This window comes from Microvirga sp. GN3, from assembly GCF_055792825.1.
Map to the genome: position 1 here is coordinate 34110 of NZ_JBVVAK010000021.1, position 15468 is coordinate 49577.

Sequence of the window (15468 nt, forward strand, 5' to 3'; positions counted from 1 at the left end):
ACATGCTGAACGATACAACCAGCAGCACGGATGCCGCGCCGAGGACCGCAATGCAGCGGTTTCTCGACGGCGTCGAACGCGTGGGGAACATGGTTCCCCACCCCGTGGTCATTTTCCTGATCCTCATCGGCATCGTCATGGTGCTCTCGGCCGTGCTCAGCCTGTTCGGGGCGGCCGTCTCCTTCGAGCGCATCAATCCGGACACGCACCAGATCGAAACGGCCACCACGGAGATCCGCAGCCTGCTGACCGCGGACGGCATCCGCTTCATGTACGAGTCGCTGATCCCGAATTTCATGGGGTTTACGGCGGTCGGTCTCATGATCGTCGCGATGATCGGCGCCGGGGTGGCGGAAGAGTCGGGCCTGGTCACCGCGCTGATCCGCAAGCTCGTCATCGTCTCGCCGGCCTGGGCACTGACCTATATCCTGTCCTTCGTCGGCATCCTCTCCAGCATCGCGGCCGATGCCGGCTACCTGGTCCTGATCCCGCTCGCGGGCATCGCCTATCTGGCCGTGGGGCGGCATCCGCTCGCCGGACTCGCGCTCGGCTTCGCGGCCGTGGCCGGTGCCTTCACCGTCAACATGCTGATCAAGCCGCTCGACGCCGTGCTCGTCGAGTTCACGAACGACGCGGCCCATCTCGTCGATCCCAACCGCTCCATCGGCCTCGCCTCGAACATCTGGTTCTCGTTCGCCTCGGTGCTGTTCCTCACCGTCGTCGTCGCCTTCATCACCGACCGCATGATCGCGCCCCGCCTGGGAACCTACGACCCCGGACTGGCAGCGGAAGGAACCACGACGGAGCAGGGCGCCGTCCTGTCGGAGCAGGAATCGCGCGGCCTGCGGTTCGCCGGCCTCGGGCTGCTCGGGCTGATCGCGGTCTTCTGCCTCCTGACCCTTCCCTCGTTTGCACCGCTGCGCAATCCCGACACGCGGGAGCTCATCGGCGACTCGCCCTTCATGAACGGCCTGATCGCGCTGATCATGCTGATGTTCCTCGTCACGGGCTGGGCCTACGGCATCGGTGCCGGCACGCTCAAGACGCTGCCCGAGGTGATCGCAGCGATCGAGAAGTCCGTCAAGAGCCTCGGCGGCACGATCTTCCTGTTCTTCGTGCTGAGCCAGTTCGTCGCCTATTTCACCTTCACCAACATGGGCACCGTGATGGCGCTCAGCCTGTCGGGTGCCCTGCAAGCGGCCAATATCGGCGCGCTGCCGCTGCTGCTCGGCTTCATCGTCGTCGTGGCGATCATCGACCTGCTGCTGACCGGCGCCATCGCCAAATGGGCGATCTTCGCCCCGGTCTTCGTGCCCTTGCTGATGAAGCTCGGGGTCGAGCCGGAGGCGGTGCTCGCCGCCTACCGCGTCGGCGACTCGCCGATGAATGCGATCACGCCGCTGAACGCATACTTCGCCCTCGTCGTCGGGTTCGCACAGAGATACGACCGATCCGCGGGCGTCGGCACCATCGTGTCGCTGATGCTTCCCTACGTCGTGTGGATCTTCATTCTCTGGACCGCCCTCTTTGCCGTCTGGAAGATGCTCGGTCTTCCGTGGGGATTGTGATCCGAGATCGATACTTACCACGCAAACACCGGAGCGAAACGATGAGCAGTTCCGCGATTCCCCTCGATGTCGCCGCCGCGGAAGATCACCTGATGCGGTTCCTCTCGGTCGAGGGCGTGACCGGGCAGGAAGCCAGGATCGCCGAGGCCGTCTCCGCGGCGCTCCGGACGGCGGGCGTGCCGGCGTCCGCGATCCGCTTCGATGACGCGCACAAGCGCATCCCGGTCCCGACCGAAACGGGCAACCTGATCGTCGATCTGCCCGGCACGCGGCCCGGGCCGCGGCTGTTGTTTTCGACCCATCTCGACACGGTGCCGCTCTGCGCCGGAGCCAAGCCGAGGCGTGAGGGTGACCGCATCGTGTCGGACGGCACGACGGCCCTCGGCGGCGACAACCGCGCGGGCTGCGCCATCCTTGTCGTTCTTGCGGAGACATTGCTGAAGCACGCCCTGCCGCATCCGCCCATCACGCTGCTCTTCACCGTCCGCGAGGAAAGCGGCCTGCATGGAGCGCGCGAGCTCGACCCGGCGGATCTCGGCGGCGCCGTCATGTGCATCAACGTCGACGGCCAGGACCCGAACGACCTGATCATCGGCGCCGTCGGCCAGGAGAACTGGGAAGTCGAAATCATCGGCAAGGCCTCGCATGCGGGCGTCGCGCCCGAAAAGGGCATCTCGGCGACGCTGGTCGGTGCGGTCGCCCTTGCCGAGGCGCAGCGCGAAGGGTGGTTCGGCAAGGTGGTGAAGGCCGGTGACCGCGGCACGAGCAATGTCGGGATCTTCGGCGGCAAGGACGGCAAGGCGGCCGGCGACGCCACCAATGTCGTGACCGACTACGTCTACATCAAGGGCGAGGCGCGAAGCCCGACATCGGCGTTCGCGACAGCCATCGCGCAGGGCTTCGACCAGGCTTTCGGGACGGGGCGGGAGGCGGTGAAGGACGACGAAGGCGGCATGGCCACAGTGACCTTCACCCATACCCCATCCTACCCGCCCTTCAATCTGGACGAGACCTCGCCCGTGGTGCGGCGCGCGACCAGGGCCATGACCATGCTCGGCCTCAAGCCCAATTACGTGTTCTCGAACGGCGGCCTCGACGCCAACTGGCTCGACCAGCACGGCGTGCCTACCGTCACCATCGGCGCCGGCCAGGCGGAGATCCACACCATCAAGGAGTACGTGAACCTGCCGGAGTTCGCGACGGGGTGCCGCCTCGCGCTGCTGCTGGCCACGATCGAGGACTAGGGTGCGCACACCAAGCCATTCGACCCGGATGCGCCCCTCTGGACGGCCGCACGAGGAGATGAGCGATTGAGTCCGCTAACGTCCATTGCCGTCATCATCGCCGCTGCCGTCGTCCTCTTCATCTGGAACAGGCTGCCGGTCGTCATCGTCGCCATGGGAATCGCACTGGCGCTGTGGGCGACGCAGGTCCTCACGCTGGGACAGGCCTTGGGCGGTTTCGGCGATCCTGCCGTCATCTTCATTGCCTGCCTCTTCGTCGTGAGCACGGGCCTCGAGACGACGGGCGTCACCGCCTGGGCCGGACAGCTCCTGATCCGGTGGGCGGGGGAGAAGAGCCGGACGCGCCTCCTCCTTCTCACGATGGGCCTCGTGTCGGTTCTGACGGCGCTGATCAGCGTCAACGGCGCGGTGGCTGCCCTGCTGCCGGTCGTGGTCGTCATGGCGGTCCGCCTCAGACGCAAGTCCTCGCAGCTCCTGATGCCGCTCGTCTTCTCCGCCCATGCGGGGTCGATGCTCGCGCTGACCGGCACGCCCGTGAACGTCCTCGTCTCGGAGGCGGCGCTCGAGGCCGGGGTCGGGGAATTCAACTTCTTCGAATTCGCCCTCGTCGGCATTCCCCTGGTCGCCGGCACGATGGCCATCATCATCCTCTTCGGCGAACGGCTCCTGCCGCAGCGCAACGGGGCCAAGATGCCGGCCGATCTCAGCCGCCATGCCAGGACGCTGGTGGAGCAGTACGGCCTGGCCGACGGCCTCTTCCTGATGCGCGTGCGGGCGGACTCGCCCTATGTCGGCCTTTCCCCGTCCGACGTCGATCTCTCGGCCTTTCCCGGCTTGCACCTCGTTGCCGCCCAGGAAGGCGAGAGCGCCGCTCCGCTCCGCCGGGCCGTGGCGGAGGGCGACCATCTCCTCGTGCGCGGGAATGCCGAAGCGGCCGCCTCGCTCGCCAGGCGGATGCATCTCTCGTTCCGCGAGACCATGACTTCGGACCAAGGCGAGGAAACCCTGTTCAATCGCACCTCCGGCCTCGCCGAGGTGGTGATCCCGCCCCGCTCGGGCCTCATCGGGCAGACCATGTTTCCCGGCATGGTCACCGACAGCGGCGACCTCGTCGTTCTTGCGGTGCAACGGGCCGGAGCGGAGATCGCCGCCGACGAGCCGAAATCCGGCCGCGGGATCGCGCTGCGCCCCGGCGACACCCTGCTGCTCCAGGGAACCTGGAAGGCCCTCGATCTTCACCTCAGCGACCCGGACGTGCTGGTGGTCAACTCGCCCGAACTGGTGCGGCGCCAGGCGGTGCCCCTCGGGCCGGGCGCCTACCAGGCGATCGCCGTGCTGATCGGCATGGTCATCCTGCTCGCGACCGGCCTCGTGCCGCCCGCCGTCGCCGGCCTCCTCGCCGCCGGGGCCATCGTCCTGTCGCGGATCCTCACCGTCGAGCAATCCTATCGCGCCATCGAGTGGACGACGGTGATCCTCGTCGGCGCCCTGATGCCGCTGTCGACCGCCATGGTGGAGACGGGCGCGGCCCGGCTCATGGCCGAGGGCCTGGTCGGTCTCGTCGGCGATGCCGGCCCCTATGCGCTGCTCGCCGGCCTGTTCGTTCTCACGGCGCTTCTCGGCCAGTTGATCAGCAATACGGCAACCGCGCTGATCGTCATTCCCATCGGCGTGGCGGCCGCGGCGAGCATGGGGATCTCGCCGCGCCCGGTTCTGATGAGCACCGCCGTGGCCGCGGCCGGCGCTTTCCTGACCCCTATCGCGACGCCGACCAACCTGATGGTCATGGGGCCGGGAGGATATGCGTTCGGCGATTACTGGAAGCTGGGACTGCCCCTGCTCGTCTGGTTCTTCGCCGTATCGGTCTTCCTGGTGCCGCTGATCTGGCGCTTTTGATTGACCATGGAGGGGCCGCGCAGGATGTATTCCCAACTTCATGCCGGACAGGGACGGGATCATCGAGAGGCGATCCTCGACGACCGCGGGGGCCAGGCTGCCAGGGTGGTGGCCGAGAACGTACCGGGTGTGAAGGCGGTGGTCGATCGGATGGCATGGATCGAGCCGTGCTCGGGAATGGTGGTCCTTCCGGATGAGAGCGGGACACGGCAGCAAGCCCCGAAGTGAGGAAATCCCGGAATGACCGAACTCGCCGTCATCCTTGGCCTGCTTGCCGCCGCGATCGTGATGTTCGCCATCAACAAGCCTCGCCTCGATGCCGTGGCGCTGATCATGCTCACGGCGCTTCCCCTGACAGGCGTCCTCACGATGCAGGAGGCACTCGCAGGCTTCAGCGACCCCAACATCGTCCTGATTGCCGCCCTGTTCGTGATCGGAGAGGGACTGGTGCGGACGGGCGTGGCCCAGGGGCTCGGCGACTGGCTGACCACGAAGGCCGGGACTGACGAACTACGCCTGACGACGCTCCTGATGACGGTCGTCTGCGCGCTCGGAGCGACCATGAGCTCCACGGCCGTGACGGCGATCTTCATCCCGGTGGCGCTCAGGATCGCGCAAGGCACCGGCATCCCGCCCGGCCGATTGATGATGCCGATCAGCTTCGCGGCCCTGATCAGCGGGATGACGACCCTGGTCGCGACGGCGCCGAACCTCGTGGTCAACAGCGAACTCGAGCGTCACGGCATCGCGGGCTTTTCGTTCTTCAGCTTCACGCCGTTCGGCGCTCCCGTCCTGGTGCTGGGCATCGTCTACATGGCGTTCGCGCGGCGCTGGCTGCCGGCTGAGAAGCGGGCGCGGACCGTCAACCGCCCGACATTCGCAACGTGGGTCGACGAGTACGGCCTGGCGAACCGCGAATACCGTCTTCTCGTGACCGATCGCTCGCCGCTGGCCGGCAAGACCTTAGAGGAACTCGACCTGCGTGGCTCGTCCGGGGCCAACATCATCGCCGTCGAGAGAAGCCGCAACCTCTCGAGGGAGCTGCTGCGGCCGACCGCGAAAATGGAAATCAGGGCCGGCGATGTCCTGCTGATCGACTTGCGCTCGGATGGCAGCGGCATCCAGTCCATTCGCGACGATTTCCGCCTCGAGGAGTTGCCGCTGGAGGGGACCTATTTCAGCGATCGTTCGCAGGAAATCGGATTGGCGGAGGTCATCGTACCGCCATCGTCGGATCTCGTCGGACACTCGGTGATCGAAGCCCATTTCCGGAGCCGTTTCGGGCTTTCGGTCATCGGCCTCAGGCGGGGCCGCATCGTGCACGACGGAAGTCTCGTCAATGAGAGGCTCGAGGTCGGCGACATGCTGCTGCTCGTCGGGGCCTGGAGCGAAATCGAGCAGCTTCGGTCGGACGACGGGGACCTTGCGGTTATCCGGCTCCCAGCGGAACTCGACGAAGTCCTCCCGGTCCCCGGAAAGGCCGTTCAAGCCGTCGCCTGCCTGTTACTCGTCGTCGGCCTAATGGTCAGCGGGATCATCCCGAACGTGCATGCCGCGTTGATCGGGTGCCTGCTGATGGGGCTCCTGGGGTGCATCGATCTTCCCAGTGCCTATCGGTCCATCGACTGGAAGACCATCGTTCTCATCGTCGGCATGCTGCCGTTCTCGATCGCATTGCAGAGGACCGGAGGAGTGGATCTGGCTGCCGACTTCCTGATGGGCGTCATCAGCGGCGCGGGCCCGCGTGTCGTCCTCGGGACCCTCTTTCTCATCACCGCACTGCTGGGCATGTTCATTTCCAACACCGCGACCGCGGTCCTGATGGCACCGGTCGCCCTTGCGGTGGCCAAGGAGCTGAACGCCTCGCCATACCCCTTTGCCATGATCGTCGCCTTGGCCGCATCGACCGCTTTCATGACGCCGGTCTCGTCGCCGGTGAACACGCTCGTCGTCGGGCCGGGGAACTATTCGTTCGGGGACTTCATAAGGCTTGGCGTGCCCTTCTCCATCCTCGTGCTGATCGTTTGCGTGATCCTGGTGCCTTGGCTCCTGCCGATGTAGCAACGGTTGAGAGAGGGAGGTGAGGTATGGAACTGCTGAACCCGATCGTCGAACCCGGAACCTCCCACATCTCGACCGGACGGCTGCCGTCCGCGGGGGCGGTCAAGCGGCTGGTGATGGACGCCCACGAGCGTTTCCGGTCCGTCGACCAAGGGGAGGTCTCGCAGGTCTACCCGGCCCTCGCCCAAGTGCCGGCTTACCTGTTCGGTATCTGCATCGTGGGGACCGACGGCAGTGTCTTCCCGGTCGGCGACGCGGACCACGGGTTCGCCATCATGAGCGTCTCCAAGCCCTTCACGTTCGCCCTGATCTGCAACCTGATCGGCGCGACGGGTGCCCGCGAGAGGCTCGGCGTGAACGCGACGGGCCACGCATTCAACTCGCTTGCGGGCATCGAGCGCAATACCGATGGGCGCACCAACCCGATGGTGAACGCAGGCGCCATCGCCACCACGAGCCTCGTTCCAGGAAACAACACGGACGAGAAGTGGCGCTTCATCCACGAAGGATTGTCCCGCTTCGCCGGTCGCGTTCTGCCGCTGAACGAGGAGGTCTATGCCTCCGCCTCAGTGACGAACTTCCGCAACCGCAGCATCGCCTGGATGCTTGAGAGCGTCGGCCGCATCTACTGCGATCCCGCCGAGGCCGTCGATCTCTACACCCGACAATGTTCGTTGAACGTAAGCGCCAAGGATCTCGCGGTCATGGGCGCGACCCTCGCCGATGGCGGCTTCAACCCGGTCACGCGCGAGCAGGTGGTCAGTCCCGACACCTGCCACTATGCACTCGCCGTCATGCTGACCGCCGGAATGTATGAGACCTCCGGCGACTGGCTCTACGAGATCGGCCTTCCGGGCAAGAGCGGCATCGGCGGCGGCATCGTCACGGTCTCCCCCGGCAAGGGGGGCCTGGGCACCTTCGCCCCGCCGCTCGACGGGGCGGGCAACAGCGTCAAGGGCCAATTGGTGGCGCAATTCCTGTCGCAGCGCCTCGGCCTCGACCTGCTCGTCTCGACACCGGAGACATGACGATGTCCTGCCATGTCGTCGACACCTTCAGGCCGCCGCCCAGGGCCGCGCGGCCATATGGCTGAACGCGCCGTTGATGCCCGGTGGGCTGGGGCGGCGCTGGGCGGCCGCCTCTCCGGCCATGACGGAGCCGCGCAGGACGACGGTTGCGATCACGATGATCAGGCGGCACATGGGGCCTTCTCCTGTCGCAGGTTGCTACCGGAATGGAACGCCACGCTTCCGGTCCGATTACGGATCCGCCCGTTCGGGACAAAGAGAAGCCGTCGCGAGACGGCTGAGTTGGCAGCCTGGAGGAAGGGAGTCATCGGGTATGCGGGATCGGGCTGCATCCGGCAGTCTAGCCGCAGGGGTACGTCGCGCAATCGGGCATAATCCCAGGTTCGCGATCGGCAGACCCAGGGAACCGGCGATGCGAGACACGGGTCCGGTTGCGGCTGCCCGCCCAGGAGACCGATGCAGCGGCGGACCGGGCAGCCCTATCCGCAATCGGGCATGCACATCCGTCATCGAAGTCGGGTCTTTCGCCGCCGTTTCTCGGGGTGTCACCCGAGTGTCGCGGGTGATCGTTCACGTTATGGATGAGGCTCGCCGGGAACGGCACCTCCCCGCGGCGCAGCTTCGGGACGTTGGCATCGGCCCAAGGGCTTCCGGTCTGGAGCGACAAGAGGAGGCAAGCGCATGAACGTCAATCCAAGGATCCGCGGCGGCAAGGTGACCGATGCTGATCGGGCTTCCGGCAGGTGGACCATCGTCGAGATGATCGGCGGTGCGATGGCCGCGTTGCTGGTCGCGTCGCCGTGGATGTACCGCTATTCGGATCATGCCGTCGCGACGAGGACCTCTGTCGTGATCGGGGTGCTGCTCGGAGCCGCGATCCTCACGCGATCGGCCGGCGCAGGGGATCTGTCTCGCCTTGCGAGCCTGGCGCTCGGCCTCTGCGCCCTGCTCACCCCGTGGCTGCTCGGATTCAGCGACGTCAGGAACGCGGCCGGGCTCCTGGTCACTGCCGGCATCGTGGTGATCATGCTGAACGTCATCGGCCTTTTCGTTCATCGTGGGGAGGAGCATCCTTCCGCCCTTCGAGCCCAACGGGTGATCGGCCCTGCCCCTACGGCTTGGACGGAGCGGAGTTCATGATCCCCTTGCCCGCGGCAGGGAGGCGAAACCGAGCCATGCGGCACCGTGCACGATGAGATCGAGCCCGAGCAGGAGCCCGAAGATCCAGAATCCGGTCTTCGGGAACTCGGACAGGACGATGAGCCCAGCCATCACGCCGAACGTTCCAGCCAGCAGCATAACCCAGCCGCCCGCCCGCCAACGGCGTAATCCCAGGAGGATCCTGACGATGCCTGACACGGCGAGCAGCAGACCGAGCCCATAGGTGAGCAGCAAATCGCCCGACCGGGCGGACCGCGCGATCCCAGGGGCGGCGATCATCTCAGCCGAACCTGCCCCGCCGAGGAGAACGATGCCGACAGCCACGTACAGGAGGCCAAGGAGCATCTGCCAGGCCAAGCCGCCCCAGCCCCGCGTCCAGAGGGCGTGGACGATTTCGAAGGTGCCGACGATGATGGCCGCGACCCCGATGAAGGCCGGGCTGACGAGCGAGGCAAATGCGACGTCGGCCAGGACGGCAACTCCTGCCAGGATCATGACGATCCCCAATCCGAGGCGAACCCAACCGGGCGGTCTCATCGGGGTGCCTTTCGCGGAATCTGAAACTGTGTCAGGCGTCGTCATGGCTTCCTCCGTGTTCCGTTCCTCGGTCCGGGCGCTGGACCGACCCGGAGAACCGCTGGCGCCTGACCGTCCGGCGAGCGGGCCGGAAGGCCAGGATCGCCACCACGAAGGTCAGCAGCAGGAGCGCCGTCGCCAACTGGATCACGCCGAAGTTCGGTTCGTCCCGTGCCACGAACCAGCCGGTGACCGTGCCGGCCGCAATCAGCAGGAACCTGGCGAACCACCCGATCATCCGAACCTCACTTTGAGATCCGCTCCGCCCCGGTGGGTTTCCGGCCCGCCGAAGCTCATTCTTCCGACACCAGCTCCGGCTCCGGGGCCGGTGCATCGGCGCGGGAGCCGAACAGCCGGGCCTTGGTCCGTTCGCGCATGGTCTGGACCATCACGTAGAGGACCGGGATCAGCACCAGGCCGATCACGGTCCCGACGAGCAGTCCGCCGAACAGCGTCATGCCGATGGAGCGGCGGCTGCCCGCCCCGGCGCCCGTTGCGACGACGAGCGGGATCACGCCGAGGATCGACGCGAAGGCCGTCATGAGCACGGGGCGGTAGCGTTGGGCCGTGCCCTCCGTGGCGGCCTCGCGGATCCCCATCCCTTCCTCCCGCCGCGCTTTCGCGAACTCGACGATCAGGATCGCGTTCTTGGCCGCGAGGCCGATGAGCAGAACCAGTCCGATCTGGGCGTAGATGTCGATCGGGATGCCCACGAGGGCCAGGCTCGCGAGGGCCCCGAGAACCGCCACCGACACCGACAGCATGACGGCGACCGGGACGCTCCAGCTCTCGTACTGCGCGACCAGGAACAGGTAGGTGAAGACGATCCCCATCACGAGGACGATCGCCGTCTGGTTGCCGGCCTGGCGCTCCTGCAAGGCGAGGCCCGTCCACTCGAAGCCGAAGCCTGTTGGCAACGTCTCCCGCGCCACGGCCTCCATCGTGGCCAGCGCCTGTCCGGTGCTGGTGCCCGGGGCCGCCTGGCCGTTGATCGAAGCGGCGGGAAAGAGGTTGTAGCGGCTGATCGCGTTGGGGCCGAAGGAGGTCGACACCGTCACCAGCGTTTGCAGCGGCACGAGCTCGCCGCGCTGGCTGCGCACGTGCAGGCGCTGGATGTCCCCGACGCGACCGCGGAACTCCGGCTCGTCCTGGATGCGGACCTGGTAGACGCGCGAGAGGATGTTGAAGTCGTCGACATAGGCCGAGCCCAGATGGGCCTGCAACGTGGAGAAGATGGCGGCCGGCGAGACGCCGAGGAGCTCGGCCCGCTTGCGGTCGACGTCGAGGTAGACCTGGGGCACGTCCGCCGTGAAGGTGCTGAACACGCCGGCCAGCCCCGGCGTCTGGTTGGCCTTGAAGATCAAGCCCCGCATGGCCTCGGCGAGATCCTCCTGGCCCTGCCCGGCGCGGGCCTGGAGGCGCAGGTCGAAGCCGCCCGTCGTGCCGAGACCGGGGATCGCCGGCGGGTTGAACGGCACGATGGTGGCGGCGGGAAGTGCGGCGAACTGCGTGCGCAGGTGGGTGAGGATGCCGTTGACGCCCTCGGCCTGCCCGCTGCGCTCGCCCCAGGGTTTCAGGGCAGCGATCACCATGCCGGCCTCGGAGCCGCCGCCGCCGATCAGGCTGGTCCCTGCGATCCCGATGACGTTGGCGACGCCGGGCGTGTCGCGCACGATCCCGGAGACCTCCCCGAGCACCGCCTCCGTGCGTTCGAGGGACGCGGCGTTCGGCAGTTGCACGTTCACGAAGAGATAGCCGAGATCCTCGGACGGGATGAACCCGGTCGGCAGCAGACGGAACAGGCCGAAGATGCCGCCGAAGATCGTGACCACCAGCACCGCGGCGAGCACGAGCTGCCGTCCGAGGCGCGCCAGCAACCCGAGATACCAGGTGCGCGAGGTGTCGAGCGCCCGATTGAAGGCTCCGAACGCCCGGCCGCCGTTCTCGGTCGGCGGCCGCAGCAGCAGGGCGCACAGCGCCGGGCTCAACGTGAGGGCGTTGATCGTCGAGAAGGTGATCGTGACCAGGATGGTGACGGCGAACTGGCGGTAGAGCTGACCGGTGATCCCGGCCAGGAACCCGATCGGCACGAACAGGGCCGCGAGCACCAGCGTGGTCGCAACGATCGGACCGGTGACCTGCCGCATGGTGCGGCGGGTCGCCTCGACGACGTCGACGCCCTCCTCCTTCATCACGCGCTGCACGTTCTCGACCACGATGATGGCGTCGTCGACCACGAGGCTGATGGCGAGAACGATCGCAAACAGGGTGATGGTGTTGGCGGAGTAGCCCAGCAGGTAGAGCACCGCGAAGCCGCCGACAAGGGAGACCGGGATGGTGAGGGTCGGGATCAGGGTCGCCCGCCAGTCCTGGAGGAACAGGTAGGTGACCAGCACCACCAGCACGAAGGTGATCATGAGCGTGACGATGATCTCGCGGATCGTCTCGCTCACGAAGGCGGTGGTATCGAACACCACCGTGTAGGCGAGGTCCTCCGGGAACTGCGCCGAAAGGCGCTGGATCTCGTCCTGCACGGCCCGGGAGACCGCAAGCGCGTTGGCGTCGGGCGACTGGTACACGACCAGGGTCGCGCTCGGCTGCCCATTGAACCGGGAGGTGGAGTCGTAGGACTGCGCCCCGAGCTCGAGCCGGGCCACGTCGCGCAGGCGCACGATCGCTCCGTCGGGGTTCGTGCGCACCACGATGGCCCCGAACTCCTCGGGACTCGTCAGCCGCCCGCGGGCCATGACCGTCATCTGGAGCTGCTGGCCCGGCTGCGCGGGCGCGGAGCCGATCAGGCCGGCCGAGGCCTGGGCGTTCTGCGCCTGAATGGCGGCGGTTAGGTCCGCAGCCGTGATGCCGAGAGCCTGCATGCGGTCCGGATTCATCCACACCCGCATGCTGTAGACCGGACCGAAGATGCCGGCCTCGCCGACGCCAGCCACACGGGCGAGCGCATCGCGCACGTTGATGGAGGCGTAGTTGCTGAGGAAGATCTCGTCGCGCGTGCCCTTCGGGGAATAGATCGCGATGCCCATCAGCATGCTGGTCGAGCGGCTGCGCACCGAGACCCCGGTCTGCGTCACGGCCGGCGGCAGGCGTGGGGTCGCCAGCGCGACGCGGTTCTGCACGTTCACCTGGGCGATGGCCGGATCGGTGCCGACCGCGAACGTGACCGTGAGGGAATAGCCGCCGTTGTTGGTGCTCGAGGACGCCATGTACAGCATGTCCTCGACGCCGTTGACCTGATCCTCGATCGGCGCCCCGATGCTGTCCATGACCACTTCCGCATTGGCGCCCGGGTAGGCTGCCGTGACCTGGACCTCCGGCGGCGTGATCGGGGGAAACTGCGCCACCGGGATCTGCGTCAGGGCCAACAGTCCGGCGAGCGTCATCACGACGGCGATCACCATCGCGAAGCGCGGACGGTCGATGAACAGCGCGGACATCATCGCGCGGCGCTCCCTCCGGGTGACACCTGCGCCCCCGTGCCCTCGAGCGGCACGACCCGGACGGCGGCGCCCGGCCGGGCATTCTGGAAGCCCTGCACGATCAGTTTCTCTCCGCCTACCAGGCCCTCTTCCACGGTCCAGTTCTGGCCGATCTGCGGGCCAGTCCGGATGCGCCGCATGGCTACCTTGTTCTCGCCGTCCAGCACCAGGACGAAGCGGCCCTCACGGTCGAGCTGTACGGCGCCGACCGGCACGACGGGGCGGCGCTGCGAGGTGGAAGGTCGTATGGTGACCGTGACGAACTGACCCGGCACCAGCAGGGCATCCGGGTTCGGGAAGCGGGCCCTGACCGGAAGCGTTCCGGTCGCCGGATCGATCTCGTTGCCAGCGAACTCGATCTCACCCTTGGCCGGGTAGTCGCGACCGTTGGACAGCCGCAGGGTCGGGACGAAACCCCTGGCGAGTTCCTCCTTGCCGGCGTCGCCTGCCGCTCCCCGGAAGTCGAGGATGGCGCGGTCGCTGACCGAGAAGACCACCCGGATCGGATCGACCTGCACCACGCGCGCAAGCGCCCCGGATGAGGGGCCCACGAAGCTTCCCACGGCGAAGGCGGCAACACCGATCCGACCCGCGATCGGCGCCCTGATGGTGGTGTAGCTTAGATTCAAGTCGGCCAGGCGCACGCTTGCTTCCGCAGCCATGACATTGGCCTGGGCGGTGTCGCGGGCGGCCTGGATCTCCTCCAGGGCGGCCTGCGACACGGCTTGCGTCCGGCGCAGCTCCTGGTTGCGTTGCAGCCGTCCCTCGGCGTCCCGCAGCGCCGCCTGCGCCCCGGCGAGGCTCGCGCGGGCGGCCGACAGGGCTGCCTCGTAGGCGCCGTCCTCGAGGATGAAAAGTTCCTGCCACTCGCGGACCTCCTGCCCTTCGGCGAACGGACGTGCCTCGATGAAGCCCTCGACCCGGGCGCGGATGTCGACGGCGTTCACGGCCTCGACCCGCCCGACGAACTCCGACGCCGGCGAGACGTCCTCGACCGGCACGGGCATCACGCCGACCGCGGGCAGCGGTGCCTGCGCGAGCGCCGGGCCGCCGATTGCCAGCGCGGCCAGTCCTCCGATCAGGGGCCCTGGTCGAGCCTGCCGGCCAGGAAGCGGAACAGGAGCGCGAGCAGGGCACAGATCACGCTGCCGATCAGGTCCGCGGAGACCGTCATCGGGAAGCTCGCCAGACCCAGGGCCGTCGCGATCGCGAGGATCACCATCAGCACGGCAACGCCGAGCAGGATCCAGCTCAGGCCATACAACAGGAGAGACGTGATATTGAACCCTATGCGGATGCGCATGTTTCGCTCCCATCACGATCGACCTGCTCCCACTGCGGCGGATCCCTTGCCTGGCTGCGAACCAGGGCGACGCGGTCGCATGCGCGAGGGCGTCGCCCCTGCACGAGAGTACCGCTCGCGGGTCACGACACCATCGGGTGTAACCCCCATCGGGGGCGTCGCCCCTGCACGAGAGTACCGCTCGCGGGTCACGACACCATCGGGTGTAACCCCCATCGGGCGCGGGAATTGTCCTGAGGACGCGTTGAAAAAAGCAGCCGCGCCGAACCTCAACCGGCAGCCCGTCCGCCAACCACGGGCTTGCGCACCGGTCGCCGGAGGACGGTTGCAACCGCCCTGACTAGGGCCTCCCACCGGACGATCCCAGGGTTTTCCCCACTATCCGAACCCGCGGCAATGGCGGAACCTGTCGTGACCCGCGACCCGTCGCGGGTCTGCGATCCGTAATTTCGAAGGGAAAGTCCGATGAGGAAGATCACGACAGCCATCGCCGCCGGCGCGCTCATGCTCTCCGTCGCGGCGTGCGAAACCCCGGGCGAACGGGCCCTTGGCGGCGCTGCCATCGGCGGCCTCGCGGGTGCCGCGATCGGCGGAGCGGCCACGGGCCGGGCCGGCGGCGCCCTGGCCGGAGGGGCGATCGGTGCGGCCGGCGGCGCGATCGTCGGCAGCGCCACCGCCCCGCGCAGTCCGTGTCCTTACGGCACCTTCCGCGATCGGTGGGGCAATCTCCGCTGCCGCTGAGCACAGGACGGGCGGAAGCGGGAAAAATTCCCTATCCGTTCCCGCCCTCCCGAGAACCGGTCATCGCAAAAGCCACTCCGACGTCGACCTGGCGGGTCTTGCAAATGGCGTGCCATGGTTCGTCCTCGTGATCGTCCACGGTCCAGGCAGGATGCATTCCTTCCAGCGTTCCTTTCAGGTCGCGTGGGAACGCATGCGCCCCCTGCTTGTGCCCGCATTGTCATGGGTTTATTCTCCGAGCTCGATTGCCAGCCTCGCGGTTCCGGTCGGAAGGATGGAATCGCGAGGCTGGCAATCAGGGACTGGGGAGTGTTCCTTCCATCATGGAAGGCTTCCTGCGGGAAGCGCCGGCCCGGCTCCCGCGGCGATCTCCGGCCTCGTGCGTTTTGGTAAGCCCGT

Annotated in this window: 14 protein-coding genes; 8 read left to right on the plus strand and 6 right to left on the minus strand. The window is 67.3% G+C overall.

Annotated features, from left to right (window positions below):
• Nucleotides 1-2: 2 nt before the first annotated feature.
• From ACS5Q1_RS12730 to glsA, 6 genes are all read left to right on the plus strand, one after another.
• Nucleotides 3-1568, plus strand: a complete 1566-nt coding sequence (locus ACS5Q1_RS12730; protein ID WP_473098554.1) for an AbgT family transporter — start codon at nt 3-5, stop codon at nt 1566-1568.
• Nucleotides 1569-1609: 41 nt separating this feature from the next.
• On the plus strand, nt 1610-2812 hold the full coding sequence (locus tag ACS5Q1_RS12735; protein WP_473098555.1) for a M20/M25/M40 family metallo-hydrolase: 1203 nt from the start codon (nt 1610-1612) through the stop codon (nt 2810-2812).
• A 66-nt stretch (nt 2813-2878) separates the two neighbouring features.
• Nucleotides 2879-4708 carry an SLC13 family permease gene (locus ACS5Q1_RS12740; RefSeq protein WP_473098556.1) on the plus strand — a complete coding sequence of 610 codons (1830 nt, stop codon included), beginning with the start codon at nt 2879-2881 and terminating at the stop codon, nt 4706-4708.
• Nucleotides 4709-4732: 24 nt separating this feature from the next.
• Nucleotides 4733-4936, plus strand: coding sequence for a hypothetical protein (locus ACS5Q1_RS12745; RefSeq protein WP_473098557.1), 204 nt, complete (start codon nt 4733-4735; stop codon nt 4934-4936).
• Between the two features lie 12 nt (nt 4937-4948).
• The gene (locus ACS5Q1_RS12750; RefSeq protein WP_473098558.1) at nt 4949-6769 is read left to right on the plus strand and encodes an SLC13 family permease; all 1821 of its coding nucleotides are present in this window, start codon (nt 4949-4951) and stop codon (nt 6767-6769) included.
• Nucleotides 6770-6795: 26 nt separating this feature from the next.
• Nucleotides 6796-7797 (plus strand): glutaminase A, encoded by a 1002-nt coding sequence (gene glsA, locus ACS5Q1_RS12755; RefSeq protein ID WP_473098559.1) that lies wholly within the window; start codon nt 6796-6798, stop codon nt 7795-7797.
• 27 nt (nt 7798-7824) lie between these two features.
• Here the strand turns inward: glsA and ACS5Q1_RS12760 are convergent, their stop codons facing one another.
• Entirely contained in the window at nt 7825-7971 is a 147-nt protein-coding gene (locus tag ACS5Q1_RS12760; RefSeq protein WP_473098560.1) for a hypothetical protein, read from the minus strand.
• Nucleotides 7972-8478: 507 nt separating this feature from the next.
• Here ACS5Q1_RS12760 and ACS5Q1_RS12765 point away from each other — a divergent pair.
• Nucleotides 8479-8937, plus strand: a complete 459-nt coding sequence (locus tag ACS5Q1_RS12765) for an SPW repeat domain-containing protein (RefSeq protein ID WP_473098561.1) — start codon at nt 8479-8481, stop codon at nt 8935-8937.
• Here the strand turns inward: ACS5Q1_RS12765 and ACS5Q1_RS12770 are convergent.
• The 5 genes from ACS5Q1_RS12770 to ACS5Q1_RS12790 are packed head-to-tail and all read right to left on the minus strand — an operon-like array spanning nt 8932 to nt 14328.
• Nucleotides 8932-9540, minus strand: a complete 609-nt coding sequence (locus tag ACS5Q1_RS12770; RefSeq protein ID WP_473098562.1) for an HdeD family acid-resistance protein — start codon at nt 9538-9540, stop codon at nt 8932-8934. The genes ACS5Q1_RS12765 and ACS5Q1_RS12770 overlap by 6 nt on opposite strands.
• Nucleotides 9527-9772, minus strand: coding sequence for a hypothetical protein (locus ACS5Q1_RS12775; protein WP_473098563.1), 246 nt, complete (start codon nt 9770-9772; stop codon nt 9527-9529). The genes ACS5Q1_RS12770 and ACS5Q1_RS12775 overlap by 14 nt, the downstream gene beginning before the upstream one ends.
• A 55-nt stretch (nt 9773-9827) precedes the next feature.
• On the minus strand, nt 9828-12986 hold the full coding sequence (locus ACS5Q1_RS12780) for an efflux RND transporter permease subunit (RefSeq protein WP_473098564.1): 3159 nt from the start codon (nt 12984-12986) through the stop codon (nt 9828-9830).
• Nucleotides 12983-14107: an efflux RND transporter periplasmic adaptor subunit gene (locus ACS5Q1_RS12785; protein WP_473098591.1), complete on the minus strand. Its 1125-nt coding sequence runs from the start codon at nt 14105-14107 to the stop codon at nt 12983-12985. Before ACS5Q1_RS12785 ends, ACS5Q1_RS12780 begins: the two co-directional genes overlap by 4 nt.
• Nucleotides 14104-14328 (minus strand): hypothetical protein, encoded by a 225-nt coding sequence (locus ACS5Q1_RS12790; RefSeq protein WP_473098596.1) that lies wholly within the window; start codon nt 14326-14328, stop codon nt 14104-14106. Before ACS5Q1_RS12790 ends, ACS5Q1_RS12785 begins: the two co-directional genes overlap by 4 nt.
• Nucleotides 14329-14793: 465 nt before the next feature.
• On the opposite strand from ACS5Q1_RS12790, the gene ACS5Q1_RS12795 reads away from it, so the two are divergent.
• The gene (locus tag ACS5Q1_RS12795) at nt 14794-15069 is read left to right on the plus strand and encodes a hypothetical protein (RefSeq protein ID WP_473098565.1); all 276 of its coding nucleotides are present in this window, start codon (nt 14794-14796) and stop codon (nt 15067-15069) included.
• The last annotated feature ends 399 nt before the right edge of the window (nt 15070-15468 follow it).